Raw genomic sequence first — 19,661 nt, 5'->3', positions numbered from 1 at the left:
GGTTTTGGGTTTTGGGTTTTGGGTTTTGGGTTTTGGGTTTTGGGTTTTGGGTTTTGGGTTTTGGGTTTTGGGTTTTTGGTTTTGGGTTTTGGGTTTTGGGTTTTGAGTTTGGTTTTGGGTTTTGGGTTTTGGGTTTTGGGTTTTGGGTTTTGGGTTTCGGTTTTGGGTTTTGGGTTTCGGGTTTGGTTTTGGGTTTTGGGTTTTGGGTTTTGAGTATATAAACAAGTTTGAATCAGGGGATGAAAGGTTGTTATTTGTGTATAGCTAGTTCAGGACAAGACAACATATATCAGGGACGTACATATTTAAACTTTCAACATTCAACTTTGAGCTTTTAGCTTCCTTCCTTATACCAACCCGCATACTTAACATAGTTATCGGCAATTCTGTTTATTTCCCCTGAAATTAATTCCTGGCTGATGTCCTTTATTTTTTTTGCAGGCATACCGGCATAGATACATCCGGCTTTTATGTGTGTTCCTTTTGTGACAACAGCACCGGCAGCGATGATGGAATTGCTTTCCACAATACAATCATCCATAATAATGGCGCCCATTCCAATCAACACATTGTCGTGTATGGTACACCCATGAACTAGAGCATTGTGGCCAATTGAAACATTGTTTCCAATATTTGTAGGCGATTTTTTGTAGGTGGCGTGAATAACAGCTCCATCCTGAACATTCACCTTATTGCCCATTTTTATGTAATGAACATCGCCTCTAATAACGGCATTGTACCAAATGCTGCATTGGTTGCCCATAATCACTTCTCCTATAATTACGGCGTTCTCAGCAATAAAACAATCTTCTCCAAAAATTGGTTTTATCCCATTTAATTCTTTAATAATCATTTATTTTTTATTTGAAAATTTCGCAGTTATTCATTTTATAAAATTTAATTGACCCAAAAATCTTGGTTCCTAAATTCTAACTTAAAAAGCCGAATTTATATTAGGGCAGCCTCCTCTTTTTGGTGCTCTGCAACCAAAATTGAAGCCTAAAGTAATTTGATGGTATCCGGCATCGTCAAACAAAATTTCTCCTGATTGTTTGGTGTAAGTATAGGAAACCATAAAATTTTTATAATTAACGCCAACAATAGGTGTTAAATAGTTGAGTTCTTCGGTGTCGGCATTGTCTAAACCTTTTCTGTATGAAAACGCCGCCCAAAGTTGCGCATCTGCAACATCTTTATAAACTTTTAAATTGAAATCGACAAACTTCTCCCCTGTTCGCTCAATCGTCTGCGCCATGACAGAAGGCTCCAATTGCAAACTTTTTCCCTGGCCATAATAATAGCCCAATGTTACCAGATACCTTCTTAAATTTAGTGGCTCATAACCATTGTATAAATTTCTGGCGGTGAGCATCATGTTTTTCGCCGTAAAATAGGAAAAGAATCCACCTTTATGGTAGGCCATGCCAAAATCGGCATTGAAATAACTTTCACTCTGAACAATTTGTGATATCACTGGATCAGGAATCACAAAGGAACTTTCATCCACACTATTATGAACAGCCATGAAAGAAAGCCCGAACGACAGTTGATTCACTTCTTCCATTCTTCCGAAGTTTAAATGATACGCATAAGTACCCTGAACACCTTGTTGGGAATGATAGCCATTTTTATCGTTAAAGAGAATGATGCCAACGCCCATACTTTCCCTAATACGTGTATGTGCACTCAAGGTTTGCAAAGAAGGTGCATCTTCAATTCCTGCCCATTGGCTTCGTGCTGCGAGTCTTAATTTTCCGCAATTTCCAACGCCTGCTGCAGCTGGATGCACCAAGTACACATTATCTGACAAATAATCAGCATAAATTGGTAAGGTTTCCTGTGCTTTTACCAGACTTGGAATGATAATAAGTATGCTTAAAATAAATATTTTCAATACTTTCATTTATGAAAAAAATATAATTCCAAATATATCATAATTATGACCAACAAAAGTAATGATGGGCAATTTATTGTAAGATGGGATAAAAAAAAAAACATACAATATTATTTTCATCTTCTCCTAAACTTACTTTTTCACAGTTTTAACAAAAAATTATTAGAAGACTTTAAAAAGTTTGTATCTTTGTAGTTCATTATGAAGCAATTTTTTAGAAAAATATCGGCAATTATAATGGCATTTGTAGTTTTATTCTCTACCATGTCATTTACCGTTAGTGAGCACTATTGTGGTCATCAATTGGTTGACATTGGTGTATTTTCTAAAGCAGAATCTTGTGGAATGGAGATGCAAAAACCATCGACTACAAAAGATTGTGAAATTAAAAAAAGTGATTGTTGTAAAGATGAGGTGAAACAATTCAAAGGTCAAAATGAATTAAATACTGCTTTTTCGAACTTAAATTTTGAACAACAAGTATTTATTACTTCATTTACCTACACTTATATTAATTTATTTGAAGGGTTAGCCGTAAGCATTATTCCTTTTAAATATTATACTCCACCATTGCTGGTCACAGACATCCTTGTTCTGGATCAGACTTTTCTTATTTGATTATTTAACGATTTTTTTGACTGCCGAAGTATTAACTTACGGCGTTGAATCATGGTTATGATTTATTTCTAAATTATTTCTTAATGTTTTATCAAAATCAACTCATTAAATAATCAAAAAAATGTTCGATAAACTTATAAAATATTTTCTTTACAACCGATTGGTTACCATACTGCTACTTGCATCATTTATTGGCTGGGGTTTGGTTACGGCACCATTTAGCTGGGATATTGGTTTTCTTCCAAAAGATTCCGTTCCTGTAGATGCCATACCTGATATCGGTGAAAACCAACAAATTGTATTTACCGATTGGTCCGGGCGCTCTCCACAGGATATTGAAGATCAAATTACCTATCCGTTAACCACTTCTTTATTGGGAATTCCCGGAGTGAGATCCATAAGAAGCACCTCTATGTTTGGGTTTTCCATTATCTATATCATTTTTGAAGAAGATATAGAATTCTATTGGTCTCGAACCAGGGTTCTTGAAAAATTAAATTCGCTACCCGCCAATGTATTGCCTCAGGGAGTCGCACCTTCCATGGGTCCGGATGCAACCGGATTGGGGCAGGTGTTTTGGTATACGCTAGAAGGTCGTGATGCGCAAGGAAATGTTACCGGTGGCTGGGATTTGCATGAACTTCGCACCATTCAGGATTTTTATGTAAAACTAGGATTAAGCGGCACTACCGGCGTGGCAGAAGTTGCTTCGGTAGGTGGATTTGTCCAAGAATACCAAATTGATGTAAATCCGGATGCTTTGAAAGCCTTCAACATTGGCATAGACCAAGTGATGATGGCTGTAAAAAATTCGAACCGTGACATTGGTGCAAAAACCTTGGAAATAAATAAAGTTGAATATTTAATTCGAGGTCTAGGCTACATAAAATCTGTTAAAGATATTGAAAATACAGTAGTTGCCGAAAAGGACAACAAACCAATCCTGATAAAAGATTTGGGATTTGTTCATTTAGGCCCCGCCGAACGACGCGGAATTTTAGACAAAGGCGGCGCCGATGTAGTTGGCGGTGTGGTTGTAGCTCGCTATGGTTCCAATCCGTTACAAGCCATTGAAAATACCAAAGAAAGAATTAAGGAAATCTCCGTTGGATTGCCTCAAAAAACGCTGGCCGATGGTACCGTAAGCAAGGTCACTATCGTTCCATTTTATGACCGTACGCAGCTCATTCACGAAACTATTGGCACGCTAGAGAATGCCCTTTCCCATGAAATCCTGATAAGCATTATCGTGATTATTGTGTTGGTGCTCAACTTGAGGGCTTCCCTTTTAATTTCCAGTTTGTTGCCTGTAGGAGTGCTTATGACCTTTATTGCAATGCGTTATTTTAACGTAGATGCCAACGTTGTAGCCTTGTCTGGAATTGCCATAGCTATTGGCGTGATGGTAGATGTGGGAATTATTTTTGTGGAGAACACCATAAGGCATTTGGAAATGCCTGAAAATAAGGATTCAAAAGGCGCAAAACTTTTGGCTGTTATCCAACAAGCTACTATAGAAGTTTTTCCTGCGGTGACTACCGCCCTGTTAACCACCGTGGTGAGTTTTTTACCCGTGTTTTTTATGGAAAATGCAGAAGGAAAATTGTTCAGGCCATTGGCTTTTACCAAAACCTTCGCACTTGGCGCTTCCTTTATCGTTGGAATTCTTATTCTGCCTATGCTTTCTTATTTTGCATTTAATATCAGGGTTCAAAAGGCCAAATTTGTCAAAATGTGGAATATCGTTCTAATCGTTGTCGGTTTATTTTTATCGATTTACTTTAGCTTCTGGTTACCTCTTGCTTTGGTGGCAATAGGAGTTTTAAGATTGTTGGAAGATAAGAATCCACAGTTTTTAGGGAAATATTCCACACAAATTACGTTGTTTATCATTGTTGGCGTAACATTGTTTTTCCTAACTGAAGAATGGCTGCCCTTGGGACATCAAAATTCGGTGTTTTCAAACTATATTTTTGTAATTTCCATGTTGGCAATTACGCTGGCAGTTTTGCTGAGCATGGTCAAATTTTACGAACCTATTTTAAGTTGGTGCCTTGTCAATAAAGGGAAATTTTTGTTGTTACCTTTAGTCACCATTTTCTTTGGGGCTCTGATTTGGCTAGGCTTTCCTAAAATCTTTGGTTTTGCGGCCAACGGATTTGATAAGGTTGGATGGGACGTAAGAACGACTTCAGTTTGGTCAGGAATGTCAAACACTTTTCCAGGAGTAGGTAAAGAATTCATGCCCGCTTTAAATGAAGGAAGCTTTTTGCTGATGCCTACCGCTATGCCTCATATTGGCATTGAAGAATCAAAGAAAATCTTGCAACAGCTTGATATAGCAATTACCGCCATACCTGAAGTAGAAGTGTCAGTCGGTAAATTGGGTAGAATTGAAAGTGCGCTAGATCCTGCACCGATTTCCATGTTTGAAAATATCATTAATTATAAATCGAAATATATTCTTTCGGATGATGGAAATCCAATAGCTTTTAAAGTGGATAAGCGTGATCGCTTTATCTTGAAATCGGGTGATACTTTAAGCAACAAAGAAGCCATAAATCAAAAAATTTCCAAAGAAAAACTCATTGAGGATGAAGATGGAAATTATTATAGAAACTGGCGTGAACACATCAAAAATCCCGATGATATTTGGGATGAAATTATAAAAGCCACCAATATCCCTGGAGTAACTTCAGCACCTAAACTACAGCCTATTGAAACACGTTTGGTTATGCTGCAAACCGGAATGCGGGCACCTATGGGAATCAAAGTATATGGCCCAAACTTGCTCATTATTCAGGAATTCGGAATGCAGCTGGAAGACATTTTAAAAGAAGTGCCCTCTGTGAAAGCCGAAGCTGTTTTTGCCGATCGTACCGTGGGAAAACCCTATCTGGAAATAGAGATCGACAGAAACGCCATTGCACGATATGGTTTAAGCATTGAAGATGTGCAAAAAACCATGGAAACTGCCATTGGTGGCATGGAAATTACCACTACCGTTGAAGGCCGGGAACGTTTTCCTGTTCGGGTGCGGTATCCCCAAGAGTTGCGAGATGATCCCGAAAGCATTAAAAAAATACTGGTACCTACCAAAAGCGGCGCTCAAATTCCGCTGGGAGAATTGGCGAAATTGCATTACGTGCGTGGTCCGCAAATGATAAAAAGTGAAGAAACTTTTTTGGTGGGCTATGTTTTGTTTGACAAACGAGATGGTTTTGCCGAGGTGAATGTGGTAAACGATGCACAAAAATACATTCAGGATAAAATTGATTCCGGGGAATTAAAAGTACCGGTTGGAGTGAGTTATAAGTTTTCTGGAAATTATGAAAATCAGGTGCGGGCGGTAAAACGTCTTGCTATTGTGATCCCAATCAGTTTGGTTTTAATATTCCTGTTGTTGTATTTCCAGTTTAAAACCATCATCGCATCCACCATCCACTTTTCTGGAGTATTTGTGGCTTTTTCGGGTGGATTTATTATGATATGGCTATATGGGCAACCCTGGTTTATGGATTTCGCGATTTCCGGAGAAAATATGCGCGACTTGTTTCAGATACATACCATTAATTTGAGTGTGGCGGTTTGGGTCGGTTTTATTGCCCTTTTCGGAATTGCGACAGACGATGGTGTTTTAATGGGAACTTATATTCACGACGTTTTTGAAAAACGCAATCCGCAAACTGTTCCCGAAGTTCGCGATGCGGTACTGGAAGCCGGATTAAAAAGAGTAAGACCTGCCATGATGACTACGGCTGTAGCTGTAATTGCGCTATTGCCAGTTTTGTCATCCACTGGAAAAGGATCGGACATTATGGTGCCTATGGCCATCCCAATTTTTGGAGGTATGATTATACAGGTTATGACGATTTTTGTGGTTCCGGTATTGCAGGCTATCTGGAGGGAAAATGCGGTGAAAAACAACCCAAATCCATCCCTTCAAGAAGGGGAAAAACTTGATGAAGTTCAATAATTTAAAAGAAAATATCCTATGTATACTATCATAAAATTATTAAAAAACCAACCCAAATTCCCGTTTCAGGGATTTGGGGGCATTTTCTTTGTCCTTTTATTCTTCGCAATAAATAGCTATCAAGTTTCTGCACAAACTTTAGATGTCTATTTGCAGACAGCGGCAGAAAATAATCCGAATCTGAAATCGGCTTACGCGCAATTTGAAGCAGCGATGCAAAAGGCGCCCCAAGTATCGAGTTTACCCGATCCTGCCTTGACGATGAGCGCTTTTGGCCGAATGGTTGAGACAAGATTGGGCGCACAAGAAGCCAAATTTTCATTGATGCAGATGTTTCCTTGGTTTGGCACGCTTCAAGCAAAAGAAGATGCTGCTGTTTTAATGGCTGAAGCCAAGTTTCAGAACTATTTAAACCTGCGGAACCAATTATTTTTCGATATAAAATCGGTTTATGCCGAATTGTATGCGCTTGATAAAACCATTCAACTTAAAAAAGAAAATCTGGACATCTTGGATTCTTATCGTGAATTGTCCTTGAGCCGTTTCAAAAGCGGAAATGCGCCCATGGTAAATGTGATTAAAGTTGCTATTAAAAGGGAAGCCGCCAAAACTGAAATTAAATTGCTAGAGGATATGCTGAAACCTTTGGAAACCGAGTTCAATTTAATGCTGAACCAAAAACCGGAAATGATTGTGCAAGTGCAAGATACGCTGCTGTTCAAAAATCCGGAAATTTTGCTGAATACGGAAGATTTATTTAAAAACCATCCAAGTGTCATTGGTTTGGAAAAGCAAAAAGAATCCTATGAAATTCAGCAAATAGTGGCTGAAAAAGAAGGTTTGCCAATGCTTGGTTTGGGAATTGATTATTCCATTATTTCCAAACGCACAGATGCCAATCCGGAAATGAACGGACAGGATGCCATTATGCCAATGCTCACTGTGACCTTGCCAATTTTCAGAAAAAAATACAACGCCGCCAAAAAAGAAGCTGCGTTTATGGTAAGCAGCATGGAACAGGAACAGGAAGCCCAAAAGAATGAATTGCAAAGTGCCTATGAAATGTCTCTTTACAATCTTAAAAAATCCGAACAACTTATCGCTTTGTATGAAAAGCAACTCGTAAGTTCCGGACAGGCAAACAAATTGCTGGTTTCAGGTTTTAGCAATGCGACCATAGATTTTGAGGAGGTTTTACAAATGAACCAAGACATATTAATGTTACAAACCCAAAAAGTGGAGGCGATAAAAAATGGATTTACAGCAGAAGCAAAATTGGATTATTTAAATTCTAAATCACAGGAATAATGAAAGCAAAAAATAAAAAATTATTTAAAACAGCCGGTATTTTGGTTCTTGGAATCCTATTGGGCTGGCTATTATTTGGCGGAGGCGAAAAAAAATCGGAAACTCAAAACCATAGCGATGAGGTGGCAGCGCAAATATGGACATGTTCCATGCATCCTCAAATCAGAAGAAATGAACCTGGTGACTGCCCTATATGCGGAATGGATTTAATTCCGGTAACGGCAAGTGCAGGCACTGATCCCAATAGTTTTCAAATGAGTGAAGACGCCATGAAACTGGCCAATATCACCACTTTGGTTGTTGGATCAAGCAATGCTACTAAAGAAATAAGGCTGAACGGAAAAGTGCAGATAGATGAACGCAATGCCTACGCACAATCAACCCATATTCCCGGAAGGATTGAACAGATTTTCGTCAACTTTACTGGAGAAAAAGTTAGCCGAGGACAAACATTGGCAACTGTTTATTCTCCAGAATTGGTCACCGCACAAGAAGAGCTGTTACAGGCTGCGAGCATCAAGGAAAGTCAGCCGGAACTTTTTGTAGCAGCCCAGGAAAAATTACGAAACTGGAAAATAAGTCAGGCACAAATCAATCAGATTATTGCCAATAAAAAACCAATTCAGCGGTTTTCCATCCATGCCGACGTAAATGGCATAGTGACCAAAAAAATGGTTGATTTGGGCGTTTATGTTGAACGCGGGATGCCTATCTATGAAATTTCGGATCTTTCCAAAGTATGGCTGCTCTTCGATTTATATGAAAGTGAACTCGGATGGATTAAAGTAGGCAATGAAATTGAATATACCGTTAATTCATTGCCGGGAGAAACCTTTAAAGGAAAAATAAGTTTTATTGACCCTTTACTCAATTCACAAACCCGCGTGGCTTCTGCCCGTGTGGAAGTAAACAATAAAGACGGGCGGTTAAAACCCGAAATGTTTGCTTCCGGGATTGTAAAAAATAACATTGGAAAAGCGGATTCCCAGGAAATCGTAATTCCGAAATCGGCCGTATTGTGGACCGGAAAACGTTCGGTCGTTTATATTAAAGAAGGTTCAGGATTTAAAATGCGCGAAATCAATTTAGGTCCTGCCCTTGGCGATTCTTATATTGTAAAAGACGGATTGGAAACAGGTGAAGAAATTGTTTCCAACGGAACCTTCACCATTGATGCCTCAGTGCAATTAGCTGGTAAACCAAGTATGATGAATCCGGAAGGAGGAACTGTTGTGACAGGCCATGCTGGAATGGATATGGGTGAAGATCAACAGAAAGGAGATTCAAAAACGAAGATGAGTGATGAAGAAATGAAAAACATGGATACTCCTAAAACAGAAAATGTTGCCAACCATTCCAACATGGAAAAAAGAATTGCCGTTTCTAAAGACTTTCAAAATCAATTAAAAAAAGTGTTTGAGCAATATATTCTTTTAAAAGACAACTATACGAAAGATGATAACAGTACAACCCAAAAGTCGGCTGCAGCATTGTTGAGTGCCATGGCAAAGGTTGACATGAAACTGTTAAGCAATAAAGAAGCACATAATCATTGGATGTTAATTAGCAAGGAAATTACAACCTCTGCAACTTCCATTTCTAAAACTTCCGATATTGCAGTCCAAAGAAATCATTTCAAATATTTGTCGGCACATTTAATTAAAGCTGTGAAATTATTTGGCATCAATCAACAAGTATTTGAACAATTTTGTCCGATGGCCGATGATAATAAAGGAGCTTATTGGTTAAGCCTTTCAAAAGAAATAAAAAATCCTTATTTCGGTGAATCTATGCTTACCTGCGGAGAAACCAAATCAACAATAAATTGAAACGAGCATTACAAATTTTAACACACAAAGGAATGATTCATGGTGAACAGCATCTGTTACCTTTAAAAAATAAAATATAAACAGATGAAAGATTGTTGCAAAACAGGATCAGCATCCCAATCAAAAATAGAAATATGGGGGAAAAGAATGATTTGGGGAATTGTTGCGCTAATAGTTATAGCAACTGCCCTAAGTCAATTATTAACCCTTAAAAATTAATAAATAAAAACAATTTAAAAATGAGAAAATATCTTATTATAATATGCCTTGGATTGGTAAGTTTTGGCAGTTATGCACAACATAACCACCAATCGAACACAGATTCCAAAACAGAAACTAAAGATAAACCCGCTAAAAGTTTAAGCCCTCACACCAATGCCATGGCAATGATAGGCGATGCCCACATTCACATAGATTATTCTGCCCCTAGTGTAAGGAACAGGGTTATTTTTGGGGGGTTGGTAGGATATGATACCGTATGGCAGGCCGGGGCTCATAATGCTACCTGGATAATGACTGATAAAGATCTGGATATAGACGGGGAAATTTTACCGGCAGGCAAGTATGGTTTTTTTGTAATTCCCGGAAAAGAAACCTGGGAAGTGATGTTAAACACACGTTGGAACCAGCACGGGAAGGACGAGTTTAATAAAGCTGAAAACGTGGTTAGTATAGTGCTAGTTCCAGAAAAACTTAATGAGATTCAGGAATCATTACTTTATGATGTAAAAAAAACAGGAGAAAATAAAGGAGTCATCTCACTGGCCTGGGAAAAAGTGAAAATTGAAATTCCATTTTCTGTGGCAAAACATTAGAGAATTTTTGGCATCGCAGTACTCTTAATTATTTACAAGATTCTCTATAATTCAATTAATAACCCTTAAATAATTAATAAATAAAAACAATTTAAAAATGAAAGTATTAAAAACAACGCTGGTAATAGTTTCAATGGGACTATTAACCCTGACAGTATTTTCGTGCAAAAACACTGAAAAAAATGATGTCCAAAAAAATGAAAATCACATGGAAATGAACAACGACACCATGCATCATACTGATGATGAAAACATTCAAATGCATCATCAAGATTTAGAAACAGATAAAACGACGGATAAAGAGTAAAAAACTCTAGATTTCTTTTTGATTTAAAAAAATCAGATTAATATAAAATTAGAATATTTATAAATAACTTAAAATAATTTAAATATGAAAACCTTAAAAATAAATTTAATTGCCCTGTTAATATTAACCATAAATTTTGCACACGGTCAAGAAAAAGAAAAAGCACAAATGAAACAAGTACAAACAGAAAAAGCCACTTATGCTTGTCCTATGACATGTGAAGGCGAAAAAACTTACGACAAACCAGGTTCTTGTCCGATATGCAAAATGGATTTAAAAAAAGCGGACAATGCCAAAAAACCTGCTTGTTGTGCTGAAATGAAAGCAGATTCATCAAAAGTGGAATGTGACATGAACAAAGATAAAGCATATACCTGTCCAATGCATGCAGCTATAAAAAGCGACAAACCGGGTTCTTGTTCAAAATGCGGAATGAATCTAAAAGAAAAAAAGATGGAGATGAAAAAAGAAAAATAAACTTTCTAAAAAAGTGCTGATTTTAAGAAAAAGGAATGACTGAGAATCATACTAAATTTTCATTCCTTTTTCTTATTGAAGCAAAATATTTAAGGAACTATAATACCAATTGAAGTACTTTTAAAAACAACATCTAATTATGAAGCACACCTATAAAATATCCGGAATGACCTGTAATGGTTGCAGAACCAATGCTGAAAAAACCTTAAATAATATAAAAGGTGTACAAAAAGCTACTGTTAATTTAGAAGAAGGAAAAGCCGAAGTTGACATGGAAAACCATATTTCAACAGAAACTTTTCAGCAAGAATTTTTAAAAGCCGGATTGCATTATACCATTTCAGATTTTGATCCAAACAGCACCCACGAAACAGCAGAAAAACCAATCAGCATAAAACCAATAAAAGACGGAAACGGTGTTTTTTACTGTCCGATGCATTGTGAAGGCGAAAAAACTTATGACAAGGCTGGTGATTGTCCGGTTTGTGGCATGGACTTGATTGAACAGCCAAAAGCAAATCAGGCAATACAATATACCTGTCCAATGCACCCAGAAATTATTAAGGAAGAACCTGGCTCCTGCCCAATTTGCGGAATGGATTTGGTGCCCATGGAACCAACAGAAAGCGAAGAGGATAAAACCTATTTGAAATTGCTCAAAAAAATGAAGATCTCTGTCATTTTTGCTGTTCCTGTATTTATTATTTCAATGACTATGCATCTTCCTTCAAATCCTCTGATGAAGCTGATGCCACAAATTTATTGGGATTGGTCACAGTTTGTTTTAACGCTTCCCATCGTTTTTTACACTTGCTGGATGTTTTATGTGCGTGCATGGAAATCAATCATTACCTGGAATCTAAATATGTTCACTTTGGTGGGTATTGGAACAGCAGCCGCATTCTTATTTAGCATTGTCGCACTCCTATTTCCCGATGTTTTTCCGAAGGAATTTAAAAGTGACATGGGCGGCGTTGATCTGTACTTTGAAGCAACAGCCGTTATTTTAGCATTGGTTTTATTGGGTCAATTGCTGGAAGCCAGGGCGCACAGCAAAACCAGCGGTGCCATCAAAGAATTGTTAAAATTGGCGCCTTCCGAAGCTACTTTGGTTGTGGATGGAAAAGATAAAATTGTGTCGATTCATTCCATCAAAAAAGACGATTTATTGCGCGTTAAACCGGGTGAAAAAATACCAGTTGATGGCGTAATTGTTGAAGGAAACAGCAGCATCGATGAGTCCATGATCTCAGGGGAGCCTATTCCTGTTGACAAAACAGTTGACGACAAAGTGAGTTCAGGAACCATCAACGGCACAAAATCATTTGTAATGAAAGCGGTGCGTGTAGGTTCAGAAACATTATTGTCTCAAATTATTAAAATGGTAAGCGATGCGAGTAGGTCAAGAGCACCCATTCAAAAATTGGCAGATACCATTTCAAAATATTTTGTTCCTATTGTTGTAGGCGTTTCAATACTTACTTTTATTGTTTGGGCCAATTTTGGACCGGAAAAAGATGCCTTGGTTTATGCTTTTGTGAATGCAGTTGCGGTTTTAATTATTGCTTGTCCGTGCGCCTTGGGATTGGCGACGCCTATGTCCGTTATGGTTGGTGTTGGAAAAGGTGCACAAAACGGTATTTTAATAAAAAATGCCGAAGCGCTTGAAACCATGAACAAAGTGACTGTTTTAATCACCGACAAAACAGGAACGCTTACCGAAGGAAAACCATCCGTTGAAAAAGTAGTGGCATTAGAAGGAGAATCAAATGATTTATTGCAGCAAATCGCTTCCTTAAACCAATACAGTGAACACCCATTGGCGCAAGCCGTTGTGAATTATGCGAAAGATAAGAAAACAGAACTCACTAAAGTAGATGATTTTGAGGCGGTGACGGGAATGGGAGTTACAGGAACCGTGGGCAAAAATAAAGTTGCTTTAGGCAACAAAAAACTGATGGAAAAAATAAACGCATCGGTTTCAAAAGATCTGGAGGCTCAAATTTTAGCGGAACAAAAATTGGGCAAAACAGTTTCCTATATATCTGTCGATCAAAAAGCGGTGGGTTATGTGAGTATTACAGATGCCCTAAAATTAACAAGCAGAGAGGCGGTTAAAACACTGATGGATAAAGGCGTTGAAGTGATTATGCTCACGGGCGATAATGAAAATACCGCCAAAGCTGTTGCAGATGAATTGCATTTATCTAGCTTTAAAGCAGGTTTTTTGCCGGAAGATAAATTGGAATTTATCAAAAAATTGCAGGCGGAAGGCAAAATAGTTGCGATGGCCGGCGACGGCATCAATGATGCGCCCGCACTTGCCCAATCAAACGTTGGCATTGCTATGGGAACGGGAACAGATGTCGCTATCGAAAGTGCAGCAATGACTTTGGTAAAAGGAGATTTGCAAGGGATTGTAAAAGCAAAAAATTTAAGTCATAAAGTGATGAAAAACATCAAACAAAACCTGTTTTTCTCATTTGCCTACAATGTATTGGGTGTGCCAATTGCCGCAGGCGTGTTATTTCCTATATTCGGATTGTTATTGTCGCCAATTATTGCCGCTTTGGCCATGAGTTTTAGCTCTGTTTCGGTAATTGCAAATTCGCTTCGATTAAGAAGTGTATCATTAGAAGAATAAAAAAATTAACCATTAGAATCAAAATAATAATAATAATAATAATAATAATAATAATAATTACTAATATTAACTTTAAAAACAAAACAACATGAAAAAATCAATTTATGCAGTAGCATTCACAGTACTATTTTTAAGTGCTTGTAAAAATGATGCAAAACAAGCAGAATCAAATGATGTGAATTCAAAAGAAATTCAAGCAGACAAAAAAGCAGATGCCGCTACTCAAAAAAGCGATTTAACATCAGCCATCGTTGATGGTTATCTTGTTTTAAAGAATGCCTTGGTTAATGAAAATAGTGAAAAAGCAGCCGAAGGCGGAAAAATGATGCTTACAGCATTTTCAAATTTTGAGATGGCAAAACTCACAGAAACTCAGCATGCAAAATATATGGAAATAGCCGAAAGCGCAAAGGAACATGCCGAGCATATCATAAAAAGTCCTATCGACCATCAAAGAGAACACTTTGAACCATTGAGCATTGACATAAACGATTTAATTGCATTGGTTGGAACAGATAAAACGCTATACCAAGATTTTTGTCCGATGGCAAACAATAACAAAGGAGCTATGTGGTTAAGCGAAATTAAAGAAATAAAAAACCCTTATTTTGGAAGTAAAATGATGAAATGTGGCAGTGTTCAAAAGCAAATAAACTAATTGAAGCTTTTAAAAAAAATAACAATAATTTTATTGATGGCGTTTGTGGGTATTCAATTTATACCCACAATTCGCAATCAAAGTGTTCTAATTTTACAAACGGATTTCAATAATACTTTTGAAGTTCCAAACAATATTCAGCGGATACTTAAAATTTCCTGCTATGATTGTCACAGTAATAACACCAATTATCCATGGTACAATAAAATTCAACCCGCAAGCTGGTTGTTAGAAAAGCATATAAAAGAAGGGAAAAAAGAATTGAATTTCAGTGAATTTGGCACCTATTCAAAACGTAGGCAAAAAAGTAAATTAAAGGCGGTCATTAATCAAATTAGAGATGACGAAATGCCGCTTTATTCTTATGCCCTAATTCATGGAGAAACTATACTTTCAGAACGAAATAAGAAATATTTAATAGATTGGCTAAGCAAACAAAAAGATGGTATTCAAAAGTGAATTTAATATTTTCTGTAGATTTACAGTAATTTATCTCAACTCCTAATTTCACTGTTATTTAAAAAAGGATAAAAATAAATCAGGTGCACAACTTTGGAGTGAAACCTGCGTCAGATGCCATAACATTCCATCTCCTTCAAGTTTTAATGATACTGACTGGAGCACATTTGTTTAAATTTGATTTTTTTAATAAGTTTTTAACTACACACACTTAAAATAATCATATTGTTTATCAGTTAATCATCTTCTAATTAAGCTAAAATGCCCTTTATATTCTCTAGTAACATCATTATAATCTATAATTTTAGCCAAATACCAATAGTCCGTTGAAATTGCTTTTCTATCATTGTAAAAGCCGTCCCAACCTTTTTGAGAAGCACTAAAATTTGTCATCAACTTTCCGTACCTGTCAAAAATATAAATGGAAGAGGATTTAAAAACAGCCGGATCCACGCCCAAAATATTCCAATAATCATTATAGCTGTCATCATTTGGCGTAAAGAAATTTGGAAATCCAAACACATAAACCGTGATTTGCGCAATTCCACAATTGTTTTTATCATTTACATAAATAATGTGTTTTCCGGGAATTACTTCGGGGAAAATTGAACTGTCCTGATAAGGCCCTGAAATATTGTCCAACGCAAATTCATAATCACCTATACCCAAATTTTGACCGGAATTATTTATTGTAATGCTATTGTTACCGGAATTGTCAATTATCTGAATGTCTTCCACAGAAATATTGGCAATAATAGATTCTGTAACAGCGATTTGCTTAGGAAAAGATTCACAACCGTTATTTGAAGTTGCAATTACGGTATAAACACCTTCTTCAATAATAGCTGCAAATGGTTGATCACTTATTACAATTCCCACTTCATCTGTCCATTCATAGGAATAATTGCCAAGCGGATTTTTTATTGAAATTGTTTTTGGCAAATCGTTTAAACATATAATATCCGTTTCATCCAATTCAAATTCGGGCCTTGGATTTACCGTTAATTGAATTACGGGCGCAATGCCAAAACAACCGCCGTTGACGGCACTTTCAACCCGCACCCAAATAGGTTGGCTAAAAGGAACTTCGCTTAAATAAGCGTTTGCCGGACTAATTACATTGGTTTCTGAAACGGCATCTGCCTGATTTATGAAATAAGAAACCCTTAAATTTGGACTTGGAAATAAAGAAATAATTTCTGAGGTAACTTGCGCCAAATTAAATTCATGCAATCCGTCTATCATATCATCATCATCGCAAACTGTAATTTCACGACTATAATTTGGAGGAAATTTGGTGCTTGTTACTATTAAATTAACCTGCACAATTCTATAGCATCCATTTACAGCTGCAACTCTTGCAAAAACTGTTGGGCTTATATTATTTGAAAAAGAGAATTTATTGGCTTCATTTATTCCTGAAGCAGCATCGGCTGCCGACAAATGATAAGTAACATTTAAGCTGGAATCACCAATCGTTACAAAGAAATCTGCTTCTGTAAGGTTAAAATTCACAATCCCGTCTTGAGTTCCGTCTTCATCGCATTGTATCAATTCAAATGGTGTTGTTAGTGCATTTGGTAACGGTTTAACTTGAATCTCAAAAGAAGTATCTGCATAACAATCCACATTATTTATATTGCTGTTGGTTACGCGCACATAAATGGTTTGCTGGTTCGGATTGGTATTTGTATAGGCAGTCGGATTCGGAATTTGATTTGTATAAGTCGCATCTTCATAATAATTCACATCAAAAACATAGGGCGACTGAGCGTCAAGAATAATGCTTTCACGTTCGGTTAAATCAAATTCATATAAACCATTGGTATCATCGCCATCAGAAGCATCATCACAATACGATAAAACAGGGATGTTTGCAGAAACAGCAGGATATGGTGTGTCAAAAACCTGTAAATTGAAACTTGTTAAGTCAAAACAAGCTGGGTTTCCTTTTACCTGAATGCGTACATAAATTGTTTCCTCAGCATAGGGCGTGATGTTTGTATATGGATTTGGTAACGCATTTAAGTTGTTAAAAGCATTGGCTTGTGTTGCAAAATAATTCACTTCAAAATTTGAAGCGCTCTGAGTACCCAAAATTTCAGCATCTTTAGTACTAAAATCAAATTCGTAATAACCATCATTATTATCATCACATCGTGTAATATTTTCAGGTTGATATGCTATTGCAGGCGCAACGACTTTAAGTTCAAATGAAGTTATTGCATAACAATCAGATCCCAAAACAGGTTCAACGCGTGCCCAAATCTTTTTGCTCTGTGATAAATAGTTTGTTGTATTTAAAAATGAAGCTGGCGGCGGAGTATTAGCAGGATCTGAAATGTTGGGGTTAAATATTTCAAATTTAGCAAGTTCTGCGTCCGTAAGTCTTGTATAATATGAAACAATTAAACCCGTTTGACCATTAAGAATATCATCAGTCCTTTCTTCCAAATTAAAAATAAACTTGCCATCCGCATCTGTATCACAAAAAATTAAAGGCTCAGGTTCATAAGCTATTGGAATTGGAAGCACTATTAAATTAAACGAAGTCAAATCGTAACAATCCGGATTCAAAGAATTTTCAATTCGAGCCCAGATAGGCTTAATTCCGCTACTTTGGAATGGGCTAGATTCTGGGCGTTCATGAAGTTGTGCAAAGATTTCGTTTAGGTAATAAGTGACAGTTACATTTGGTTGCCCATTCTTAATTTCATCAGATAAAGCCTCTAAGTCAAAATCAAAGTTACCGGTTCCGTCATCACAACCGTATACATCATTCTGCAAAGAATTAGCAATGGGCTTAGGGACCGAGGTAACTATTACATCATCAGTTAATGTATCAATTAAAACACCTGTTGAAGGATCCATAATAAAAACATTGACTCTGTAAAGTCCTGTTTGGGTTACTGAACGTTCAAATTCTCTATTACCTGGAGGGTTCCAAGGATCCCATAAACCGGTTGAATTATTATAAGTAAGCCATTCATAAATTAAATTATTTCCGGCACTGTAAGTTAGTGCGGATAAATAACCAGGCTCGCTTCCACATAATATTAAATCAGGACCCAAATCAACTTGAATGTCACAGTCTAAAACAGGGTTAGCACTTAAAAATATATCACCTGTCCAATTAATTTTAAAGCCATCATTATTTCCAAAGTATTGATTTACTAAAATAAGATATTCATCTCCTGCGTTAACGTCCATCCAAGATTCATATAAAGCCGAAGCATCCCCAACACCAGTATTTCCAGCAATTTGTTGAACATTGCACTTTATGGGCTCAGGCAATTGGCCGCAAGTCGCATTAGGGCCATAAACAGCAAAATCCCAATCTTCACTTGAATCATTGGGAATAATGTCAAATCCAAATTGACCACTTTGCGCTAATTTAATGCGAAACCAATACGAATTGCTTTCTATAGTCCCAGCACCAGCTGTACCTAAACATCCTGATTGAGTGGCCCCAAAAAAATCATCAATTCCATAATTGGAAACAACGCCGTCATTACTAGCATCAATACATACAGACAATGCATTTCTACAATCGGACTGACTGTAACTGTTGAACATTCCAAAAAATAAACAAAATACAATAACTATAAAGTGCTTTCTCATAAGTTAACTGTTGGGATTGCGCATTTTTATGCTATCAAATCAATGATTGATTTATTCAAATTTAAAATTAAATTTTTAGATGTCATGTTTTTTAACCTACTAAATTATTTAAACAGACCATGATATTAAACTAAAAAAGGTTGATTTCAACAGAAAACAACCTTTTTTAGTTTATTTATTTTTGAATTTTATTACAAATTCTCCACCAGCCAATTTCCTACCTCACTTGTTTTATAGGCTTTTTTAGTTCCGGATAAATCTTCCGTCACAATGCCCTGCTCAAGAGATTTGTTTACCACTTCCCTAATTGCTTTTGCTTCTTCTTTTAGTTGAAAGGTATCTTCAAACATCATAGCGGCTGATAAAACAGTGGCTAAAGGATTCGCAATGTCTTTTCCTGCAGCTTGCGGGTAAGAACCGTGAATTGGTTCATATAAAGCGTTTTTCTCTCCCACAGAGGCTGATGGCATCAAGCCCATAGAACCGGAAATTACAGAAGCTTCATCGGTTAAAATATCTCCAAATAAATTTTCGGTGATCAATACATCGTAAGAATTTGGCCATTGCACCAAACGCATGGCAACGGCATCAACAAATTCATAAGAAACGGTTACTTCCGGATAGTCTTTTTCCATGGATTGCACGGTTTCTCTCCATAATCTTGAAGTTTCCAACACATTTGCCTTGTCCACACAACACAATTTTTTTGTGCGTGTCATTGCCAATTCAAAACCTTTTTTTGCCAGACGAATCACTTCTTCTCTTGTATACGTGCAGGTGTCAAACGCCGTTTCTCCACCGTCTTTTCTTCCTTTTTCACCAAAATAAATTCCGCCTGTCAATTCTCTTAAAAAAACCAAATCGGTGCCTTCAATGCGTTCTCTTTTCAAAGGCGAATTGTCTATCAATGAAGGAAATGTAAATGTGGGTCTGATGTTGGCGAACAAGCCCAGTTTTTTGCGCATTTTAAGCAAACCTTGTTCCGGACGCACTTTTGCAGAAGGATTGTTATCATATTTTGGATCTCCAATAGCCCCAAAAAGCACCGCATCGGC

General features: G+C 36.9%; 16 protein-coding genes. 12 read left to right on the top strand and 4 right to left on the bottom strand.

The annotated features are described in order from the left end of the window. Positions 1–213 (top strand): hypothetical protein (locus tag ABY285_RS10070; protein ID WP_372769646.1); only part of this gene is annotated, 213 nt, incomplete at its 5' end. A 121-nt stretch (positions 214–334) separates the two neighbouring features. Here ABY285_RS10070 and ABY285_RS10065 read toward each other — a convergent pair. Further along, positions 335–853 carry a gamma carbonic anhydrase family protein gene (locus ABY285_RS10065; protein WP_372769644.1) on the bottom strand — a complete coding sequence of 173 codons (519 nt, stop codon included), beginning with the start codon at positions 851–853 and terminating at the stop codon, positions 335–337. Positions 854–934: 81 nt separating this feature from the next. Then, positions 935–1,903, bottom strand: coding sequence for a type IX secretion system membrane protein PorP/SprF (locus tag ABY285_RS10060; protein WP_372769642.1), 969 nt, complete (start codon positions 1,901–1,903; stop codon positions 935–937). A 228-nt stretch (positions 1,904–2,131) separates the two neighbouring features. On the opposite strand from ABY285_RS10060, the gene ABY285_RS10055 reads away from it, so the two are divergent. From ABY285_RS10055 to ABY285_RS10005, 11 genes are all read left to right on the top strand, one after another. Further along, positions 2,132–2,512, top strand: a complete 381-nt coding sequence (locus ABY285_RS10055; RefSeq protein ID WP_372769640.1) for a hypothetical protein — start codon at positions 2,132–2,134, stop codon at positions 2,510–2,512. A 121-nt stretch (positions 2,513–2,633) separates the two neighbouring features. Continuing rightward, positions 2,634–6,488, top strand: coding sequence for an efflux RND transporter permease subunit (locus ABY285_RS10050; protein WP_372769638.1), 3,855 nt, complete (start codon positions 2,634–2,636; stop codon positions 6,486–6,488). Positions 6,489–6,506: 18 nt separating this feature from the next. Beyond that, positions 6,507–7,796: a TolC family protein gene (locus tag ABY285_RS10045; RefSeq protein WP_372769636.1), complete on the top strand. Its 1,290-nt coding sequence runs from the start codon at positions 6,507–6,509 to the stop codon at positions 7,794–7,796. Next, complete coding sequence (locus ABY285_RS10040) at positions 7,796–9,625, top strand: efflux RND transporter periplasmic adaptor subunit (protein WP_372769634.1); 1,830 nt, start codon at positions 7,796–7,798, stop codon at positions 9,623–9,625. Before ABY285_RS10045 ends, ABY285_RS10040 begins: the two co-directional genes overlap by 1 nt. 84 nt (positions 9,626–9,709) lie before the next feature. Next, the gene (locus ABY285_RS10035) at positions 9,710–9,844 is read left to right on the top strand and encodes a hypothetical protein (RefSeq protein WP_372769632.1); all 135 of its coding nucleotides are present in this window, start codon (positions 9,710–9,712) and stop codon (positions 9,842–9,844) included. Positions 9,845–9,864: 20 nt separating this feature from the next. Continuing rightward, positions 9,865–10,440 carry a DUF2911 domain-containing protein gene (locus tag ABY285_RS10030; RefSeq protein ID WP_372769630.1) on the top strand — a complete coding sequence of 192 codons (576 nt, stop codon included), beginning with the start codon at positions 9,865–9,867 and terminating at the stop codon, positions 10,438–10,440. A gap of 133 nt (positions 10,441–10,573) precedes the next feature. Continuing rightward, a complete protein-coding gene (locus tag ABY285_RS10025; protein WP_372769628.1) occupies positions 10,574–10,747 on the top strand; it encodes a hypothetical protein in 174 nt (57 codons plus the stop codon). A gap of 84 nt (positions 10,748–10,831) precedes the next feature. Then, complete coding sequence (locus ABY285_RS10020; RefSeq protein WP_372769626.1) at positions 10,832–11,224, top strand: heavy metal-binding domain-containing protein; 393 nt, start codon at positions 10,832–10,834, stop codon at positions 11,222–11,224. A 139-nt stretch (positions 11,225–11,363) separates the two neighbouring features. Continuing rightward, on the top strand, positions 11,364–13,868 hold the full coding sequence (locus tag ABY285_RS10015) for a heavy metal translocating P-type ATPase (protein ID WP_372769624.1): 2,505 nt from the start codon (positions 11,364–11,366) through the stop codon (positions 13,866–13,868). 88 nt (positions 13,869–13,956) lie between these two features. Continuing rightward, positions 13,957–14,526, top strand: coding sequence for a DUF3347 domain-containing protein (locus ABY285_RS10010; RefSeq protein ID WP_372769622.1), 570 nt, complete (start codon positions 13,957–13,959; stop codon positions 14,524–14,526). Continuing rightward, positions 14,527–14,985, top strand: a complete 459-nt coding sequence (locus ABY285_RS10005) for a heme-binding domain-containing protein (protein ID WP_372769620.1) — start codon at positions 14,527–14,529, stop codon at positions 14,983–14,985. Positions 14,986–15,225: 240 nt separating this feature from the next. Here ABY285_RS10005 and ABY285_RS10000 read toward each other — a convergent pair whose 3' ends face one another. Further along, positions 15,226–18,606, bottom strand: a complete 3,381-nt coding sequence (locus ABY285_RS10000; protein WP_372769618.1) for a T9SS type B sorting domain-containing protein — start codon at positions 18,604–18,606, stop codon at positions 15,226–15,228. 191 nt (positions 18,607–18,797) lie between these two features. Then, on the bottom strand, positions 18,798–19,661 hold an 864-nt coding region (leuB, locus tag ABY285_RS09995), incomplete at its 5' end, for a 3-isopropylmalate dehydrogenase (protein ID WP_372769616.1).

It is taken from the genome of Lutibacter sp. (genome assembly GCF_041555395.1).
In the GTDB taxonomy this organism is placed as follows: Bacteria; Bacteroidota; Bacteroidia; order Flavobacteriales; family Flavobacteriaceae; genus Lutibacter.
This window is presented reverse-complemented; position numbering and strand designations above follow the sequence as displayed.